Raw genomic sequence first — 15,281 nt, 5'->3', positions numbered from 1 at the left:
AGATATTAATTTTGGTGAGAAAATAGAAGATTGGAACTACATTTAGATTAGCTGGAGCTATCTAAATTTCCCCGAAGGGGCTTTCTTGTTAGTTTTATAGAATATTTATGGATTCTAGTATCGTTTGTAAGCTCAGGATGAAAAGCCAGCGCGATTAAATTATTCTGCTGCGCAGCAACTATTTTATCGTTAAGTTTGGCAAGTACTTTGCAATTACCCCATATTCTAATATCCATTAAGCCGAGAGTGTGCACATCACTATTTTCAACTTCCTTAGCCAATAAAATGCAGCCCGCGCAAGTACCAATTATAGGAATATTAAGAGCTCTTTTGTGTAGCATTTTTGCATTTTCTAAAAGTCTTGAGATAGTGGTGCTTTCGCCACCTGGTATAATAATGGCGTCAAGCAATTCAAGCTCTTCCCTCCTTCTTACGCTCAGCGCCCTCCCTTTGCAGGGCTAACACTCCTAGCTCTATCATAATGCAAGTCATGCAATAGTTATTTTCCAGTATGCCCTGGGCATGCTGGAAGCGCAACTAGAAGAAGCGCAAAACTCGTTACAAGTATTATTCGACGAGCTCATTTTTACTAAAAATTATTTTTGTTTCGTACTCTGCACTTTCTAAGCTATCAGAGCCGTGAATTGTGTTTCTCTCAATGCTCAGACCATATTCTTGCCTTATTGTACCTTTTTCAGCTTTGCTAGGGTCTGTAGCGCCCATGAGCTTGCGCACTCTAAAAATAGCGTTCTCGCCTTGTACTACAAGAGCAACGATAGCTCCTGAAGCAATATATCTGACCAAGCTCTCATAGAAGCTTTTACCTCTATGCACTGAATAAAACTTTCTTGCTTGGCGCTCAGTCATTTTCAGCATTTTCATAGCTACTATTTTTAAATTCTCATTCTCTAGCCTTGATATAAGTTCGCCGATAATATTGCGTTCGACAGCGTCAGGCTTTAGCAAAACCAAAGCTCTCATTTCTTAGATTTTCTACTCCATTTCAGTTTCTTAGAATTTCTGCCTAGCTTTAATAGATTTTTAAAGCATTTGTTAGAGCAGAAGAATAGTATAGTTGCATCTTTTTTTATATACATTCTCCCAGTACCTGGCTCTATGATATTAGTACAAAAAGCGCATGCCCTCATTTTTTTACCTTGGTGCCAATTTTCTAGCTTCTCGTGCAGTCTCTCTAAGCATTAAAATATCGCCAAGTCTTACAGGACCTTTAACATTTCTAGTAATTATTCTACCTTTATCTTTACCTTCAAGAATCCTTACCTTCACCTGACTGATTTCGCCAGTCATGCCACCTTTTCCTTTCATTACCTCTACAATCTCTGCTGGGTAGGCTTCTTCAACCATTTTTTAATCACTTTTTTAGCTCTGCCAGCTTAGCTATAATCTCTTCAACAGATTCTTTAGCATTGCCCGGATCTGTTATTGCCACAGATGCAGAGCTTACATCTAGACCACTAGCTCTTCCTAGCTCCTGCTTCTTAGGTACGTATCCGTAAGCAACTCCTTTTTCCTCGCACAGTAGCGGTAAATGAGCTAATATCTCAGGAGGCTCGACGTCTTCAGCCATTACTACAAGCTTAGCTATCCCACGCTCTATCGCTTTTGTTACTTCGTTTGTACCTCTTCTCAACTTACCTGTATCGCGTGCAAGCTCTATTGCCTCGTAAATTTTATTGCCGAGCTCTTTAGGCACTTCAAATCTTACATATATTGGTTTAGCCATACATTTTCAACCTCTTTCATGTTTTGTTCATCATCGGTCGGGAGATAATGGATACCTATCTAGAATAATAAATATTGCGATGATAAAATTTTAGTTACGCATGGAGTTCTAACCAAGCCTCAACAAACCTATCAACAGCGTCGTCAGCGAAACTACGTCGATATGTTATCAAGATTCTAGAAACATCTTCCTCATTTTTAATTGAGTAAAAAGTTTCTCCTCCTTTTTTCTCTACTTTAACTGTATTGCTGTCTACGAGCTTTTTTAAATGATAGGAGAATGTGGACGATGAGATATTAAACTGGCTGGCAATTCGTTTATAACTGGATTTAGGATTAAGTATGAGAAGTATAGCTATCTTGCGTAAGATTTTTTGCCTTAGCAACGAAATGAGTTCTTTGTCTTTAGGCATAACCTTGCCAGCAGCAAAATATCTTTTGTAATAAGCTTCCTTGCGTACAGTTACAAGCTCTTTCTTCTCCAAATAGTTTAGATGATATTGCAAAACCCCTGTTTCTAAGCCCACTCCTTTTTGGAGCTCTGTAAAATAGCAGCCTGGGAATTTTGATAGGTAGGTATAAATTTTTCTCCTATTCTCAAGTTCGAGAGCTTTTTCACGCTCTTCCATCTTATATACCTACTTCTTAGCAACAGCAAAATAGAGGACTATTAGGATGAGAAAGTCAAGGCATAAAAAAGGGATAGGGTAATAAAAGGTTGGCTTTAGCACGTCATAGAGCAGCACAAGACCTTTAATAAAGAATATTAGAAAACATGCTGAAATTGCTAGAATTCTAAGGTTCTTCGTTCGTTTATAGGAAAGTAGCGCTACAGAGAGCAAGAGCAAAGCAAAGCCTGCAACACAAATCCTCAGAAATATTTCTAGGACTTCCATTCAGATCACCGAGTAGCTTATAAATCAAAGAATATTAATAGTTTTGGGCTTGTATTCGATACTTGTACCAAATTTTATTTATATTACCTCTTATAAATACCATAATATCAGAAGGTGATAAAAATGAGAAAAACGAAATTTGTTACCCTACTGTTGGTAACCCTAATGGCTTTCTCAGTTGCGTTTGTACATGCCGGGGTGTCGAGTAAAGAGCCTCTAAGAGCAGATGCTGGTAACGCGCAAATCGTTTCCGTTAACGAGACTGTTAATTTCTCCGGTAGCGCTATCGGTGGCGAGGAACCTTATAATTACTCTTGGAATTTTAATCGTTTTTACGCGTCACTTGAAGATTTTAGCTTTGGCAGTGACACTACCATAGATGCGTACGAGCAGAATGTAACTTGGATATATAACTTATCAGGGCTTTATATAGTAGAACTTATCGTAGAAGACAACGCTAGTATCAAAAAGAGCGACTGTACTGCAGTAATAGTGCTTTCTGAGTATTGGGCAACGCTTTACAATAATTGGGCTCAACAATGCGAGCAGTTCAGCGCTAACTATTCTACATGGTTAAGTGAATATGAAGATTTTTGGAGTGATTATGAAGCGCTTTTAGCAAACTATTCTTCAGCAATAACTTCTTATGAGTATTTGGTAAACTTATCAGGCAACTGGTCCCAAAACTATGAAGAGCTATTAGAGATAATACTTGAGATCAAGCAGAATTGTTCCGCGCTAGAGAACCTAACCGTCGCAGATTATTTTGAAGACGGTATGTGGAATTTGAGCGCTTATAATGAAAGTTACTCGAAGCTTTATGAGTTCTGGGAGCTAAAAGTTCAGTTCTTTAAAGATAAAATTGAAACTTTAAGAAATTGTACTTTTGGAGCGCTAGATTGGCAAGAATGGAAAGATAATTTCACTACTATCTGTGGATGTTGGATAAATAGAACTGTAGAGCTGAACTTTACAGTTAGTAATCTATTGGTAGAATATCAACAGAACAGCTCTTGCTATGTAAATCTCGAGAGCGTATATAATAATTGGAATACAAACTACGGTAGTTGGATCGAATATATTCATTCATTTATGCAAGGCTGGGGCGGATTTACCAAAAACTGGAGCACGAAGTATAATTGGTCTAAAGGGTTAGGAAGTATTACTAGTGCTTACAAAAACTGGCAGACTCATAATCAAACCCTTGCCCAAATAAATGTCTCCGAGCTGTTTGAGAATTTGGAAAGTTTAAATGAGAGTATTGCTGAGCCAAACCTCTCTGCAAATTATACACAATGGCTCCGAGATATTAACAATCTTACAGAAGAACTGCTTGACATACTAGCCCAGAATTGGTCCGCTTATTATAAGACGTGGTCTGAGAAATATAAGGTTTGGGAAGAGTATGCAAGCGCGCTTGAAGAAAAGTTTGATGAATATTATGAAAAGCTCAAAGAGCATTATCAAGAGATTAAAAATTATACACAGCGGTGGACACCGGAAAATATAACAAAATATAAGCAAAACATTAGCTTATATATTGAAAACTTCGCTGGCTATGCAAACAACTGGATGAGCTATTTTAAGAATCTTACTGGCTATTATGGTAATCTCACTCCCGAGCTAAATATCAGCATGCAGCTTACTATACTAGGGGAACAAATAAATTTAGAGAGAGAATTTGGGTTTGTGCTTGTTGCCGGCTATAACAATACCAGTGCAAATGTTTGGATAACTCATGAAATGGGTATAAGAGTAAAGAAACAATTTTCGGTAGATAAAAAACTCGAGCTTGTAGTTAGCGGCACAGCACAGGATGCAAACAAAACTTTAAGAATAGTATTGCCTGCTGAGGCAATTAACGTTAGTAGGTTGGAAGTGCTATTTGACAACCAGCTTTTGGCTCAAGAATATATAAACTGGACTGTCGATAACGAACTACTCATAATCCTAATCAAAGTTCCGTATTTCTCAGAGCACACGGTAACAATCCAAGAAGCTCCGAGGAAAATATCGCCTGCCATCCCAGAGTATTATACATGGTTAGCAATAGGTATGGCAATAATAATAATCGTTCTAGCCGCAGTGTACCTTTACAACTTTAAGAAAAAGAAAGCAACTTAGATTTTCTTTTTCTTGCCGCTAGCAATTTTCATAAAATCTTTCTCGCTCTCTTTTGGACCTTTAACAAATATTATATCGTTAACTTCTATTTTTGTATTCTCGTTAGGCCCTATAATGAGCTTACCGCCCCTCTCAATTAATAAAGTCCACATCCCTGTCCTACTAGCGAGTTTAGTCTCGCCTAATGTTTTGCCTACAAGTACAGAGCTGTTAGAGACTTGCGCTTTGGTAATAATTGCATCGCTCTCTAAAATAGAAAGTTCAATTACAGGGTGAGGCTCTATACCGCGCAAAACAGCATCACTTATCTCTGAGGCTGCATCTGCAACCGCCTCAGTTGATGTGGCAAGTTTAAGTAGCACAAGAGCTCTCTCAGGATTACCCTCCTTTATTGTATTTTCAATAACCAGTCTCTGAATATCGTCGTGTAGCTTGTCAGTAATATTTTCTAATTTCAAGACCTCCTCAGCTAACTCCTTATTATTATAAAAAAGAGCTGAATATGCTAAATCCACCATCAGCTCAGATATATTCTTCATTTCAATTATCATATCCTCAATATTCATTTCAGTCAAGCTCCTTCCATTTCTTTCTGCCTTCTGCATATTCTCTGAGCTTTAAGTAGCCGTCCTCAACGCCTCTAACAACAATTCTATCCCCTGTCTTCAAAACGAAGCTATCTTGCGGTGCGTAGCGCCATTTTTCGCCTCTGCATATAGCAATAACTCTAGTGCCTGTCTCACTCTCAATACCCAATTCTCCAAGCGTTTTATCTACCATATCTGAGTTTTGAGTTATTACAAGAGTCCTTATTTTTTCGTCTGCTTTTGAAAATAAGCTTGGCAAAAATGGACGATGCTCTATACTTGTATCTAAAAGCTTTATAATATCGCCAGCTGCGTTAGAAATATCTTCCGCAGCGCCTGCAACTTGGAGTAAGCCAGCCAGTTGGCGAGCTTGCCTTGGATTCCTTGCAGCTACCATCGCAGTAACTCTTATTTCATACAGCAACTTATCCATTCTTTCTTCTAAACGTTTGACTTCTTCTGCTATCTCTTTAGAATCAAGTATTACTGCCGAGTATGCTAGGTCTACTATAAGCTCTGAGATATCCTTCATCTCAGTAAGCAATTCTCGCACAGTTGCAGGCTCTTTGCCTTTCATAACCTAACAACCCATATCATTAATATTAAGCTACATATACCTGCCAAATCGATTATTGTAGTTGCTATAGGAATAGCTGTGTTGTCAGGGTCTATACCTCTTCTAAACGATAGTATTGAGATTGCAATTGCAGCAAAGCATACTATAATTAGAAGCATTATTCCAGCGCCGAGTACCACAACAATTAATTTCACTGCTGGGATATTAATCTTTAGGTTTGGAATAAAAGAGATAATTAGTAGTAAGAAGCAAAGAAAAGCGAAAACAATCATAGCAAGTATTACCGTTGCATATAAATTATTTTTAAGTCTTTTACTCGAAAATTTTGGCTTTATATAGCCTGTATGCAACGCAGAGGATAATCTTGCAGACAGTAAAGAGGCTAAATTTCCGCATGTAGCGTTAAGTACAGGAATGAGCAGAAGAAGTACAGGGTATTTTACAAAACTTTCAAGTTTGTAATTTAGAGCAAAGCCTCCGAAAGTGCCTATTATGACTAGTAGTATCAGTATTGGGATGCTTTCTTTAAGTATTGTTTTTGCATTGTAAACCGCCATTTTTCACCAAATTTTTTCTAATAATGCTACTACAGCGAATATGCAAACGATAGTTAATAAATCGCCGATAGTCGCAATTGCCGGTGTAGTGACATTATCAGGATCTGCTCTGCGCTTAACTGCAATAAATACTATTAAAACTGTTAACACTGTCAAGAGCAAGCCTGCAAGAGAGCCTGCAGTAAATGTTATTATAATTACTTTAAAAGGCTCTATAGCAAATCCAAATACAATGCAGATGCAGCAAGCGAAGAAGCCTGCGAACAAAGAAAGTAAAGCGCTTAGCATCAAAGATGCTTTCAAATTCTCCCTAACCTCTCGATTGAAAATATTTCTAGTATTTACAAGACCCAAATGGAATGCAGAGCCCAATCTAGCGCCAAGCGCTCCGTTAATATTACCGCGCAGATCAAGCAGTGGTGGTATTATCAGAATAAGTCCCGGGACGGTTTCGAAAGCAGAGCTTAGTGTAGCTAATATGCTACCGCCAGAAAAGTCAATAATAACAAGAACGAAAAATATAAGTAAACTTTCACGTAAAATTCTTTTTGTAATACTTTTCCTAAACCTCTGCTTAGACACGAATAAAAATAGCTTTCAAGAATAATAATGATTGCCGAGGGAACAAGGTAAACAAACAAATTCTTCATCTATGAGCAAAATAACAAATTAAAAACTCATTTAATTTATTAACTTTAACAAACCCAAACCTCTCAAACTGCACGATATTGCCCAGCTCTTTTTTTACAAGCTCTTCTGCAAATCCTTCTGCTATAGTGGCATTTGGTAAAATAACTTTAGTTTTAATATTTTCGTTAGCGTTTACCCAGTGAATTATTTTAGCGCCTTCTTTCAAAATTGCTAAATCTTGCCCTATATATTTAGCTTTGGTCCTAGCGGTTAACTCGATATTGCATAAATCTTTCAATCTAATTTTATCATTTATTTTTAGAGCTTTTAAATCATCTTCAGAAACAAATACTTTTATTGGCTTTTCAAGCACTACTTTTCTTGTCCCTCTTTCTTTGAAGTCTGGATGTAAAGGAGCATGCCCTTCAAGCCTATCTATACCTGTAACTTCTAGTAATTTAGGTTTCCAGACGAAGAAGTAACGATTTGCACTCTTGTCTATTATTTCCTTGTTTAGTGTGTATAAATTCTCCCAAGCTAGTTGAATATCTACTTCTTTTATACCTGTAGCTATCCACAAATTTCTAATAGCTCTAGGATGAATACCGCGCTTACGGAGCGCTGATAAAGTAGCCAATCTAGGATCGCTCCAGGATTCATAAACACCACTCTTTATACCTTCTTTGATTTTAGAAGTTTTAAGTACCGCCTGCTCAATAGAAACCCTGCCGTAATGGATGTACTGTGGCTTACGCCATTTGAAATAGTCAAATATCCGGGCTTGGCGGTAAGTATTGTTTATATGGTCTTTGCCCCTTAGCACATGAGTTAATTCAAGCAAGTAGTCATCAATAGCAACTGCAAAATTCATTAAAGGATATACTGTGTATTTATTGCCTGTTTTTGGATGTGGCGTTTGGCATATTCTCAGCGCTACAAAATCTCTGAGTGCTGGATTTGGATCGCTGAGATCGGTTTTTACTATCACAGAAGCTTCTTCTTGCTTGTAAAAATTACTTAGCATTTTATCAAATTCTTCTAAGTTTTTTTCAATCGGCAGATTTCTGTGCTCACAAGCTTTGCTCTGCAATTTTAGTGCACGCCAATCTTTAGCATTGCATTTACACACATAGGCATTGTTTTGCTCTAAAAGTTTTTTTGCATACTCGTAATAAATTTCAAACCTATCGCTTTGAATAACTGTATCATGAGCTTTTATTTCAAGCCAATCCAAATCTTCTTTTATTAGCTCATAAGCGCTTGGATCTATTCTATCAGGGTCTGTATCTTCAATTCTATTTATGAGCTTACCGCCATACATTTTTGCATATTCGTCATTGAGTATAGCAGCTCTCGAATGACCAAGATGCAAAGGCCCGCTAGGGCCTGGTGCAAACCGGAGTATAACTTTCTTACCAACGTTTGGCAGCTCAGGAAGTTTTTTCTCAAGCTCTCTTCTTTCCTTAACCAAAAGTTCAGGTGCAAGTTTCTCTAACGCTTGTTTTTGCTTCTCTAATGGAATTGAATTAACTTCTGAGACTACTTTTTTAATTTCTGGGATAAGCTCTTTTATTTTCTGCTTTAAGTCAGGCTTTTCTGCAACTATTTTACTTACTACCGCTTGTAACTCTGCTTTGCCTTTGTGGAGAATTGCATTTTGTAAAGCGTATTTACGGATTAGCTCTGTCATCTATCCCTTCCTACAGAATAATCCGCAATCAGCTCTAATGCAGCTTTAGCTTCTGAAGCGCTTATTGCGCTAAGCGCTTGCTTAGCTCTCGATGCAAAAGTAATCGCTACATCTCTAGCGTAATCTAGGGAACTTATTTCTTTGAGTAGCTCAATTGCCCTCTCTACCTCCCCTTTAGTCGCTTTCTCATCACCTAAAATTTTCAGTAGATACTTCCTATCTTTTCCTTTGAGCTTGCTGATACCATGCGCTATAATAAGTGTTTTCTTACCCGTTCTCAAATCGTTACCTACAGGCTTGCCTGTTTTTTTTGGATTGCCGGCAATGCCCAGAAAGTCGTCCCAAATTTGAAAGCCAAGACCAAGGTATTTACCGTATTGCGCTAGCGCCTCTATCTGAGCTTTACTACCATTACCTATAACAGCGCCGCCTTTGGTAGCGAGCTCGAAAAGCCTTGAGGTCTTTAGCTCTATCATTTTAAAATATTCTTTGGGAGTGACAACCTTCCTTTTTTCAAAGTTGAGATCGAGCTGCTGGCCTTCTGCAAGCTCTCTTATAGTTTTGGAAAACTCAGCTACAAGCTCTTTTACTTTTTTATCATCTATCTCTAAACTTGAAAGTGTTTCAAAAGCAAGTGCAAAAAGAGCATCCCCAGCATTGATTGCAGTGCTTTCGCCAAAAACAATATGTGTTGTTTTCACGCCTCTTCTAAACTCGTCTTTATCCATTATATCGTCATGTATTAAAGTGAAGTTATGCACAAGCTCTAGAGCCACTGCAAAAGGCAAAGCATTTTCTTTTTTACCACCTACTGCTTCGCAACTCAAAAGTGCTAAAACTGGGCGAAGCCTTTTACCGCCTGCTTTGATAAGCCATTTCGCTGCATTATAGAGGTTAGAAGGCTCTCTGAATTTTAGTCCTGCGTTCAGCTCTTTATTTACGAGCTTTACAATACTTTTAATTTTCGTCTCAGTCATATTAATAAATAAGTCAGTAATATAATTAAATTGTTCGTTTTTTAACTGCTGACAAACTGAATATTTAAATATTCTTAATCTAATCCAGAATTGGTAACGCTATGAAGACCTATCTGACAATAATGTTCAGCTCTGAGGGCGCAAGACCGAGTGATGTTGCAAATATTCTATATAATTTAGGGTTTACTGCGGTGCAGGGCAATTACGATTTTGAATATGATTGGGGTAGGAGCGCGAACATAAGAGATATTATCTGGTTTGGCGATAAGATACATTCTGCGCTTAAGGGCTATAATGTGCTTTTCAAGCTAGAGACTGTGCTGTAAGTGGAGAAAAATCTCTTTTAACTCCTCTATACCCGCGTTCGTCTTAAAACCAGTAGGACTGAAATGAGTCTTTGTTGCACTAAATTTTTTTTCTTTTAATAACGTTATAATCTTTTCTAGTTTAATAGGAGAAACTTTGAAAATTCTAGCGAGCTCGTTTAGCTCAAAGTAGAATGGGTGAGCATTAGCTTCCTCTTTCCAAAGCTCTAAATATTTCTGAACCCTTTTTTTTGTGCCTAAAAAGTCTTCAATTTTTAATTTACTAAGGAACTCGAACTCAAACAATTTACCTAGCCAAAGAGGGCCTGCAATTTGATATTTTGTTTTTTTAGGTAAAGTCAATATTTTTCTTTTTGCTGTTTTAAAGTCATGCTCTAAATAGCCAATATTTTTTAATATCAAATTAGCTTTTCTAGCGCCTTTACCAATTTTAAGATATACTCTGAAATAATGGTCTGCGTAATAGCATAGAAGTGGAACAACGAATTTATCATACTTCGCAGCATCTAGCGCGCACGTAGCCAATAATATTCTCAGTCCGAGCTCTTTTGAATATTCTGTTCTTAACGGCAACGAGAAATATTTTCTAAAACACGCTTTAGACTGAGTACCGCATAAAACTGCAAGGTCTGTCGCTGTAATACTGACTATTGAGTTTTTTCTTGCTACTCTAAAAGCAGAATCGAGATAAGGGATGGGCGAACCGTAGGGATCTATGTCTATATAATCATAGGAACTTTCATTCACTACAATATTAAAATTTTTATTTTCTGCATAAGCATTGCTAAGATTGTTGAGAACTATGTTTTTGAGAATAAGTTTGAAAGCTTCCTTATTTAAATCATTGACTACTACCTCGACATTACTTTCATTTGCAAATCTAACACCTCTAGCGCCGCAAGCAGCAAGTCCATCAAGACCTTTTCTAGGCTTTACTGCATTAACAACAATCACAGAAATATCTCTGCTGAATTCCATTAAAGGGTTATAAAAGCCAGCTATTGCCCTACCAGGCCCTCTAAACTTAAGACTCTCTTCAGGAACGTATAATTTTGTTAGACCTTCTTTAATGAGTTTTAGTTTCACTCTCAGATAATATCTTTCCCTTTTAACAAGTTTATTATTTTATAAGGCAGCAAGCTGCGATTTATAGGCGTTACTTCTAGAATGCGCACATCATCTCTCCTCCTTATTTCTTGGAGCAATGGATTCCTTGATTTTTTATGCAGCGTTAATATAACAGATTTATCTGTATCGAGAGCTTTCTTTACCGACTCTACAAACTTATCGCTTTCCACTTCCAATTTGCCAACTTCGTCTACAACGATAACCTCTGCACGTTCAGTTGCATCTGAAATAGCTGTTACACCTATTTTTTCTAAGTTAGCAATATTCACGCCGTATTTGCCGACCCTTACTTTAGAGTCTAGGTCTACATGTGCAAGAACACCCTCCCTTTTATTCAACCAATCTTTGATGTAGAAGCCTAGCCTTTTACCCTTCTTTATTATAGGCTCCGTAATCATTCCTCCAACAACCATATCCTCATCTTGCAGCATCTCAATAACTTTAAGCAAAGTTTGAGTTTTACCAGCGCTTGGTAAGCCTGTAATACCTATCTTCACGCCTTTCGTCATTTTAACTTTAAAATATGTAATATACTTAGCAACTTATTTGCTTTTTTGTTGGAAAAGAGGTATTAAAATATAAGTCAGTATAAGTGCGAGTGCTATAACGCCAAGCCACTGATAGATAAAAGAAAGAGCTCCAAAGAGCAGCGCAACCAAGCTACCCGCAGTATAGCCAAGCCCTTCTATTTTAGGGTATTTTAGTTTGGAGAGCATAAGGAACGATATAATGCCGATTGGTAGAGTAATTGCAAGTATATTGAGTAAATTGTAAAGAATAACTATAAAGAAAGCAAGTGCTGGGGTCGGTAGCCCAATAAAAAATCTTAAATTATTTTCTTTCTCATATGCAAATCTAGCGAGTCTAAGAACACCAAATCCAACAACGAAAACTATTACGATAATTACAATTGCGTTTTCTAAGTTGTAGAAAGCGCTACCGCGTTCGAGCGAGTAATAAGATTTGTAAAGCAGTATCGCAGGCGCCAAGCAGAAAGATACAGAGTCAGCTAAAGAGTCGAGATATCTTCCGAGCTCGCGCTGCCTTCTAAGAGCTCTAGCAACTTTGCCATCAATACCATCTAGAATTATACAAATCAAAATTAAAAAAATGCCTAAATTACAATTACCATCTAGAATATACATTATGGCGAGCGTGCCTAACAAGGCATTTGCAAGAGTGATAAAGTCTGGAAATACGAGCTTCATTCTTTTATAGTTGCAATAGTACTTTCCCCAGCAATTACAATATCGCCAAGCTTGACTTTTAAATCTATCCTTTCGGCAGGCAAATAAAGCTCAACTCTAGACCCAAATCTTATCATTCCTATTCTTTGACCTTTCTCAAGAATATCGTTTTCTTTTACCCAGCATTCGATTCTTCTTGCAAATATGCCTGCCAATTGAACTAATTTCACTACCCCAATCTCGGTTTCAAGCTCAAACTCTACTCTCTCATTCTCAACAGCTTTGTTGCTGTAGGCAGGATAGTATTTTCCATGCTTGCGAACGATTTTTATTACTTTGCAAGCCAGTGGCACTCTATTCACATGCACATCCCAGAGCCTCATGAAGATAGAAATTTTTGTTTTTTCTGCTTCCTCTAACTCTATTATTTTACCATCTGCAGGCGCTACAATACCTCCGCCAATCTTACGCTCAGGGTCTCTGAAAAATTTATTTTTTTTGAGTTCCAGCAAAGCTATAATATTAGTATAAACTTCTGGCAGTAGCTTAAACGTTACTAAAGCGAGCGCAATAAGAGCTAATAATGAGCCCAACTTACCAATACTGTTATGTATGAAATTAGCGTCTAAGCCAATTCCATCACTGTAGATGATGCAAGAGTTCCTAACTAAATTCAAAACCCAAATTACAGGTGCGGTTGCAAGAAAAGCGTAAAACTTTCTTTTTAATTCAGCTTTAACGCAGAGAATTGCGCCTACAAAAATAGCAATACTCTGCAAACCGGTGCATGCAAGTATCAGATGTATTTCTTGAGCTGTACCTTCAATAGGAAAAGAGATCTCAGGATAATACGTTACTTTGCCAACATAATAACTATATCCAAAGATATTGAGTAGCCAGACACTTTGCTCCGCGCAAAGTTTAATCAAAAATTCTGCTAAAACCGATATTTTCTCTATACTGAAATATATTAACCCTGCGAAAGAGCACCAGCCTGCCAGAAAGCGCAGCTCCTCACGCTCTTTTTTGAGTTCGAACAGCACCAACTCGTAATATGCTATATAGGTGAAGAAAGGAAGTGCTAATGAGCAGAAAATTGCGTTTGCCCAATCAGTAACTTTAATAAAATAAGGTACTTGTAGCAGCCAATAAGCGCTGAAAAGGAAATAGCCCAAAAAACTCAAAATTTTATTTTCTCGCCTCTTAATAAAATATCTGCACCCCAATAATACAAGACCTGAGAATAGCGGCAGCGCTGATATTAATTGACTCATGTTCTTTAGTCTTAAATCCTCTTCTAATATAATTTAATTTTTTATTGCGAACTGCGACCAAATATTTATATCTGAAAATGCTAGATGTACCATAGGATGTATATAGGAATAGATGACACAGATTCAGTCAAAGGTATGTGCACTACCTATATTGCTACAGAAATTATTGCTGAGCTGCAAAATTTTATTGATATTATAGGCTATCCTAGACTTGTAAGGCTAAATCCCAACATTCCTTGGAAAACTCGTGGCAATGGCGCAATCTGTATTAGAGTAGGAAAAGGCGCAGGCAAAAAATTGCAAATAGCTGAGATTGGTGGAAGAGCAATTTACTGCTATGAAAGAGAATTTTATAATAACGGTATTGGCTGCGGCAACGATGTAAAAGAAAAAATATTTGAGAAAGCGCAAGAGATTATAGAAAGATATTCTGAGTTTGATGACGGTAACACCAATCCCGGACTCGTTTTAATGGCTTGTAAGCCATCTCCTAAATTATACTGGCGAGGAGTGCGGGGTATTGTCGATATGGAGACGGTAAAAGAAACTCTTTTTATAAAAGGAGCTATTTACAAAGGCTATAAAAATTGTAGAGGCATTATTGGCGCTACTGCTGCTATAGCCTGGCGCCCTAAAGATAGAACTTACGAAATTATTACTTATAGAGAGCGCTCCAGATGGGGTAGCACTAGAGCAGTTGATGAATACTCTGTTATTTGTATGGACAAAAACTTCCCTCAGACCTTTAATAATTACGATTATGAAAATAAAAGAGTAATAATTGCTCCTCATTCATTATGTCCAGTGCTTTTAGGAATAAGGTCCAATACCGCTGAGCTTATTGAGCCTATGAAAACAATAAAGTCAGAAAAGATAGATAGATGGGTTATTTTTGAAACGAACCAAGGTAGTGATGATCATTTAGAGAAAATGAAAATTGCAGAGCTAGCGCCTTATAAATCTGCAATAGTGTCAGGCATCGTAGCTAGCACGCCTAAAACAATTACTGGGGGACATGTATTTTTTAAAATTACTGGTAGCGGTAAACTCCGCACCAGAACCTCTTCGTCGAGATTTCACGATGGAAGCTATGTGCGGAGTTTAAGTGTAGAATGTGCTGCCTACGAACCCACAAAAAATTTCAGAACTGTAATAAGGAGTTTAGTGCCAGGTGATGAGGTTACTATCTACGGCAGTATAAAAAGTTATCCTTTTACTCTTAACATCGAGAAAATCAAAGTTACCAAGCTCGTTGAAGTTAGAAAAAAACTAGTACCAATTTGCAAGTGTGGTAGTAAAATGAAATCTATAGGCAAAGATAAAGGGTATAGGTGTAAGAAGTGCGGTACTAAAACCAAAGATATTCAATATACAAAGGTAGAGCGCATGATAAAGGAAGGCTTTTATGAAGTGCCTGTATGCGCAAGACGTCATTTGAGCAAGCCTTTAAAAAGAATCAGTGTAAAGTAAAACATTTGCAACGTTTTTATAAGCTGAAGGGGCGCTTCACCCCCTTGACCCAGGGGAGATTGAAGAAACCTCCGAGTGAATTTGTCGCTCCAGAGGTAACCTTTGGGTAAATCAT

At 37.5% G+C, this 15,281-nt stretch carries 20 protein-coding genes; 3 read left to right on the top strand and 17 right to left on the bottom strand.

Annotation, left to right across the window (positions count from 1 at the left end; genetic code table 11):
• Nucleotides 1–47: 47 nt before the first annotated feature.
• The 7 genes from QMD21_05050 to QMD21_05020 form a co-directional block, all read right to left on the bottom strand.
• The gene (locus QMD21_05050) at nt 48–410 is read right to left on the bottom strand and encodes a hypothetical protein (GenBank protein ID MDI6856131.1); all 363 of its coding nucleotides are present in this window, start codon (nt 408–410) and stop codon (nt 48–50) included.
• Between the two features lie 157 nt (nt 411–567).
• Nucleotides 568–981: a nucleoside-diphosphate kinase gene (gene ndk, locus QMD21_05045; protein ID MDI6856130.1), complete on the bottom strand. Its 414-nt coding sequence runs from the start codon at nt 979–981 to the stop codon at nt 568–570.
• A complete protein-coding gene (locus tag QMD21_05040) occupies nt 978–1,148 on the bottom strand; it encodes a 50S ribosomal protein L24e (protein ID MDI6856129.1) in 171 nt (56 codons plus the stop codon). Before QMD21_05040 ends, ndk begins: the two co-directional genes overlap by 4 nt.
• A 4-nt stretch (nt 1,149–1,152) precedes the next feature.
• The gene (locus QMD21_05035; GenBank protein MDI6856128.1) at nt 1,153–1,365 is read right to left on the bottom strand and encodes a 30S ribosomal protein S28e; all 213 of its coding nucleotides are present in this window, start codon (nt 1,363–1,365) and stop codon (nt 1,153–1,155) included.
• A 7-nt stretch (nt 1,366–1,372) separates the two neighbouring features.
• Nucleotides 1,373–1,744 (bottom strand): 50S ribosomal protein L7Ae, encoded by a 372-nt coding sequence (rpl7ae, locus tag QMD21_05030; protein ID MDI6856127.1) that lies wholly within the window; start codon nt 1,742–1,744, stop codon nt 1,373–1,375.
• A 94-nt stretch (nt 1,745–1,838) separates the two neighbouring features.
• Nucleotides 1,839–2,372: a winged helix-turn-helix transcriptional regulator gene (locus QMD21_05025; protein ID MDI6856126.1), complete on the bottom strand. Its 534-nt coding sequence runs from the start codon at nt 2,370–2,372 to the stop codon at nt 1,839–1,841.
• Between the two features lie 9 nt (nt 2,373–2,381).
• Nucleotides 2,382–2,639 carry a hypothetical protein gene (locus QMD21_05020; GenBank protein MDI6856125.1) on the bottom strand — a complete coding sequence of 86 codons (258 nt, stop codon included), beginning with the start codon at nt 2,637–2,639 and terminating at the stop codon, nt 2,382–2,384.
• A 123-nt stretch (nt 2,640–2,762) separates the two neighbouring features.
• Between QMD21_05020 and QMD21_05015 the strand changes: the two genes are divergently transcribed.
• Entirely contained in the window at nt 2,763–4,763 is a 2,001-nt protein-coding gene (locus QMD21_05015) for a PKD domain-containing protein (GenBank protein MDI6856124.1), read from the top strand.
• Here QMD21_05015 and QMD21_05010 read toward each other — a convergent pair.
• The 6 genes from QMD21_05010 to QMD21_04985 all read right to left on the bottom strand — a co-directional run bounded on the left by QMD21_05010 (nt 4,760) and on the right by QMD21_04985 (nt 9,781).
• Nucleotides 4,760–5,368, bottom strand: a complete 609-nt coding sequence (locus QMD21_05010; protein MDI6856123.1) for a PhoU domain-containing protein — start codon at nt 5,366–5,368, stop codon at nt 4,760–4,762. The two genes, QMD21_05015 and QMD21_05010, sit on opposite strands and share 4 nt — an antisense overlap.
• The gene (locus QMD21_05005) at nt 5,331–5,927 is read right to left on the bottom strand and encodes a TrkA C-terminal domain-containing protein (protein MDI6856122.1); all 597 of its coding nucleotides are present in this window, start codon (nt 5,925–5,927) and stop codon (nt 5,331–5,333) included. Before QMD21_05005 ends, QMD21_05010 begins: the two co-directional genes overlap by 38 nt.
• Nucleotides 5,924–6,484, bottom strand: coding sequence for a magnesium transporter (locus QMD21_05000; GenBank protein MDI6856121.1), 561 nt, complete (start codon nt 6,482–6,484; stop codon nt 5,924–5,926). The genes QMD21_05005 and QMD21_05000 overlap by 4 nt, the downstream gene beginning before the upstream one ends.
• A 3-nt stretch (nt 6,485–6,487) precedes the next feature.
• On the bottom strand, nt 6,488–7,066 hold the full coding sequence (locus QMD21_04995; protein MDI6856120.1) for a magnesium transporter: 579 nt from the start codon (nt 7,064–7,066) through the stop codon (nt 6,488–6,490).
• Nucleotides 7,067–7,130: 64 nt separating this feature from the next.
• A complete protein-coding gene (locus QMD21_04990) occupies nt 7,131–8,804 on the bottom strand; it encodes a glutamate--tRNA ligase (protein ID MDI6856119.1) in 1,674 nt (557 codons plus the stop codon).
• A complete protein-coding gene (locus tag QMD21_04985; protein MDI6856118.1) occupies nt 8,801–9,781 on the bottom strand; it encodes a polyprenyl synthetase family protein in 981 nt (326 codons plus the stop codon). Before QMD21_04985 ends, QMD21_04990 begins: the two co-directional genes overlap by 4 nt.
• Before the next feature lie 101 nt (nt 9,782–9,882).
• Between QMD21_04985 and QMD21_04980 the strand changes: the two genes are divergently transcribed.
• Nucleotides 9,883–10,107 (top strand): hypothetical protein, encoded by a 225-nt coding sequence (locus QMD21_04980; protein MDI6856117.1) that lies wholly within the window; start codon nt 9,883–9,885, stop codon nt 10,105–10,107.
• Here the strand turns inward: QMD21_04980 and QMD21_04975 are convergent.
• Genes QMD21_04975 through artA form a run of 4 tightly spaced genes read right to left on the bottom strand, consistent with a single transcriptional unit; the run spans nt 10,090 to nt 13,696 of the window.
• Nucleotides 10,090–11,193: a tRNA (guanine(10)-N(2))-dimethyltransferase gene (locus QMD21_04975; protein MDI6856116.1), complete on the bottom strand. Its 1,104-nt coding sequence runs from the start codon at nt 11,191–11,193 to the stop codon at nt 10,090–10,092. The two genes, QMD21_04980 and QMD21_04975, sit on opposite strands and share 18 nt — an antisense overlap.
• Before the next feature lie 2 nt (nt 11,194–11,195).
• Nucleotides 11,196–11,744, bottom strand: coding sequence for an NTPase (locus tag QMD21_04970; protein MDI6856115.1), 549 nt, complete (start codon nt 11,742–11,744; stop codon nt 11,196–11,198).
• A gap of 33 nt (nt 11,745–11,777) precedes the next feature.
• Nucleotides 11,778–12,443 (bottom strand): CDP-diacylglycerol--serine O-phosphatidyltransferase, encoded by a 666-nt coding sequence (pssA, locus tag QMD21_04965; protein MDI6856114.1) that lies wholly within the window; start codon nt 12,441–12,443, stop codon nt 11,778–11,780.
• A complete protein-coding gene (artA, locus tag QMD21_04960; protein ID MDI6856113.1) occupies nt 12,440–13,696 on the bottom strand; it encodes an archaeosortase A in 1,257 nt (418 codons plus the stop codon). Before artA ends, pssA begins: the two co-directional genes overlap by 4 nt.
• Nucleotides 13,697–13,780: 84 nt before the next feature.
• On the opposite strand from artA, the gene QMD21_04955 reads away from it, so the two are divergent.
• Nucleotides 13,781–15,166 carry a tRNA(Ile)(2)-agmatinylcytidine synthase gene (locus QMD21_04955; GenBank protein MDI6856112.1) on the top strand — a complete coding sequence of 462 codons (1,386 nt, stop codon included), beginning with the start codon at nt 13,781–13,783 and terminating at the stop codon, nt 15,164–15,166.
• The last annotated feature ends 115 nt before the right edge of the window (nt 15,167–15,281 follow it).

The organism is Candidatus Thermoplasmatota archaeon (assembly GCA_030018475.1).
Lineage (GTDB): Archaea > Thermoplasmatota > JASEFT01 > JASEFT01 > JASEFT01 > JASEFT01.
This window is presented reverse-complemented; position numbering and strand designations above follow the sequence as displayed.

Bases quoted from the DNA above. Each gene is read 5' to 3' on its own strand.
- QMD21_04970 (MDI6856115.1), bottom strand. From the start codon at position 11,744: ATGACGAAAGGCGTGAAGATAGGTATTACAGGCTTACCAAGCGCTGGT.
- QMD21_04990 (MDI6856119.1), bottom strand. From the start codon at position 8,804: ATGACAGAGCTAATCCGTAAATACGCTTTACAAAATGCAATTCTCCAC.
- QMD21_05000 (MDI6856121.1), bottom strand. From the start codon at position 6,484: ATGGCGGTTTACAATGCAAAAACAATACTTAAAGAAAGCATCCCAATA.
- QMD21_05040 (MDI6856129.1), bottom strand. From the start codon at position 1,148: ATGAGGGCATGCGCTTTTTGTACTAATATCATAGAGCCAGGTACTGGG.
- QMD21_04985 (MDI6856118.1), bottom strand. From the start codon at position 9,781: ATGACTGAGACGAAAATTAAAAGTATTGTAAAGCTCGTAAATAAAGAG.
- rpl7ae (MDI6856127.1), bottom strand. From the start codon at position 1,744: ATGGCTAAACCAATATATGTAAGATTTGAAGTGCCTAAAGAGCTCGGC.
- QMD21_04980 (MDI6856117.1), top strand. From the start codon at position 9,883: ATGAAGACCTATCTGACAATAATGTTCAGCTCTGAGGGCGCAAGACCG.
- QMD21_05005 (MDI6856122.1), bottom strand. From the start codon at position 5,927: ATGAAAGGCAAAGAGCCTGCAACTGTGCGAGAATTGCTTACTGAGATG.
- QMD21_04955 (MDI6856112.1), top strand. From the start codon at position 13,781: ATGTACCATAGGATGTATATAGGAATAGATGACACAGATTCAGTCAAA.
- ndk (MDI6856130.1), bottom strand. From the start codon at position 981: ATGAGAGCTTTGGTTTTGCTAAAGCCTGACGCTGTCGAACGCAATATT.
- QMD21_05015 (MDI6856124.1), top strand. From the start codon at position 2,763: ATGAGAAAAACGAAATTTGTTACCCTACTGTTGGTAACCCTAATGGCT.
- artA (MDI6856113.1), bottom strand. From the start codon at position 13,696: ATGAGTCAATTAATATCAGCGCTGCCGCTATTCTCAGGTCTTGTATTA.
- pssA (MDI6856114.1), bottom strand. From the start codon at position 12,443: ATGAAGCTCGTATTTCCAGACTTTATCACTCTTGCAAATGCCTTGTTA.
- QMD21_05010 (MDI6856123.1), bottom strand. From the start codon at position 5,368: ATGCAGAAGGCAGAAAGAAATGGAAGGAGCTTGACTGAAATGAATATT.
- QMD21_05020 (MDI6856125.1), bottom strand. From the start codon at position 2,639: ATGGAAGTCCTAGAAATATTTCTGAGGATTTGTGTTGCAGGCTTTGCT.
- QMD21_05025 (MDI6856126.1), bottom strand. From the start codon at position 2,372: ATGGAAGAGCGTGAAAAAGCTCTCGAACTTGAGAATAGGAGAAAAATT.
- QMD21_05035 (MDI6856128.1), bottom strand. From the start codon at position 1,365: ATGGTTGAAGAAGCCTACCCAGCAGAGATTGTAGAGGTAATGAAAGGA.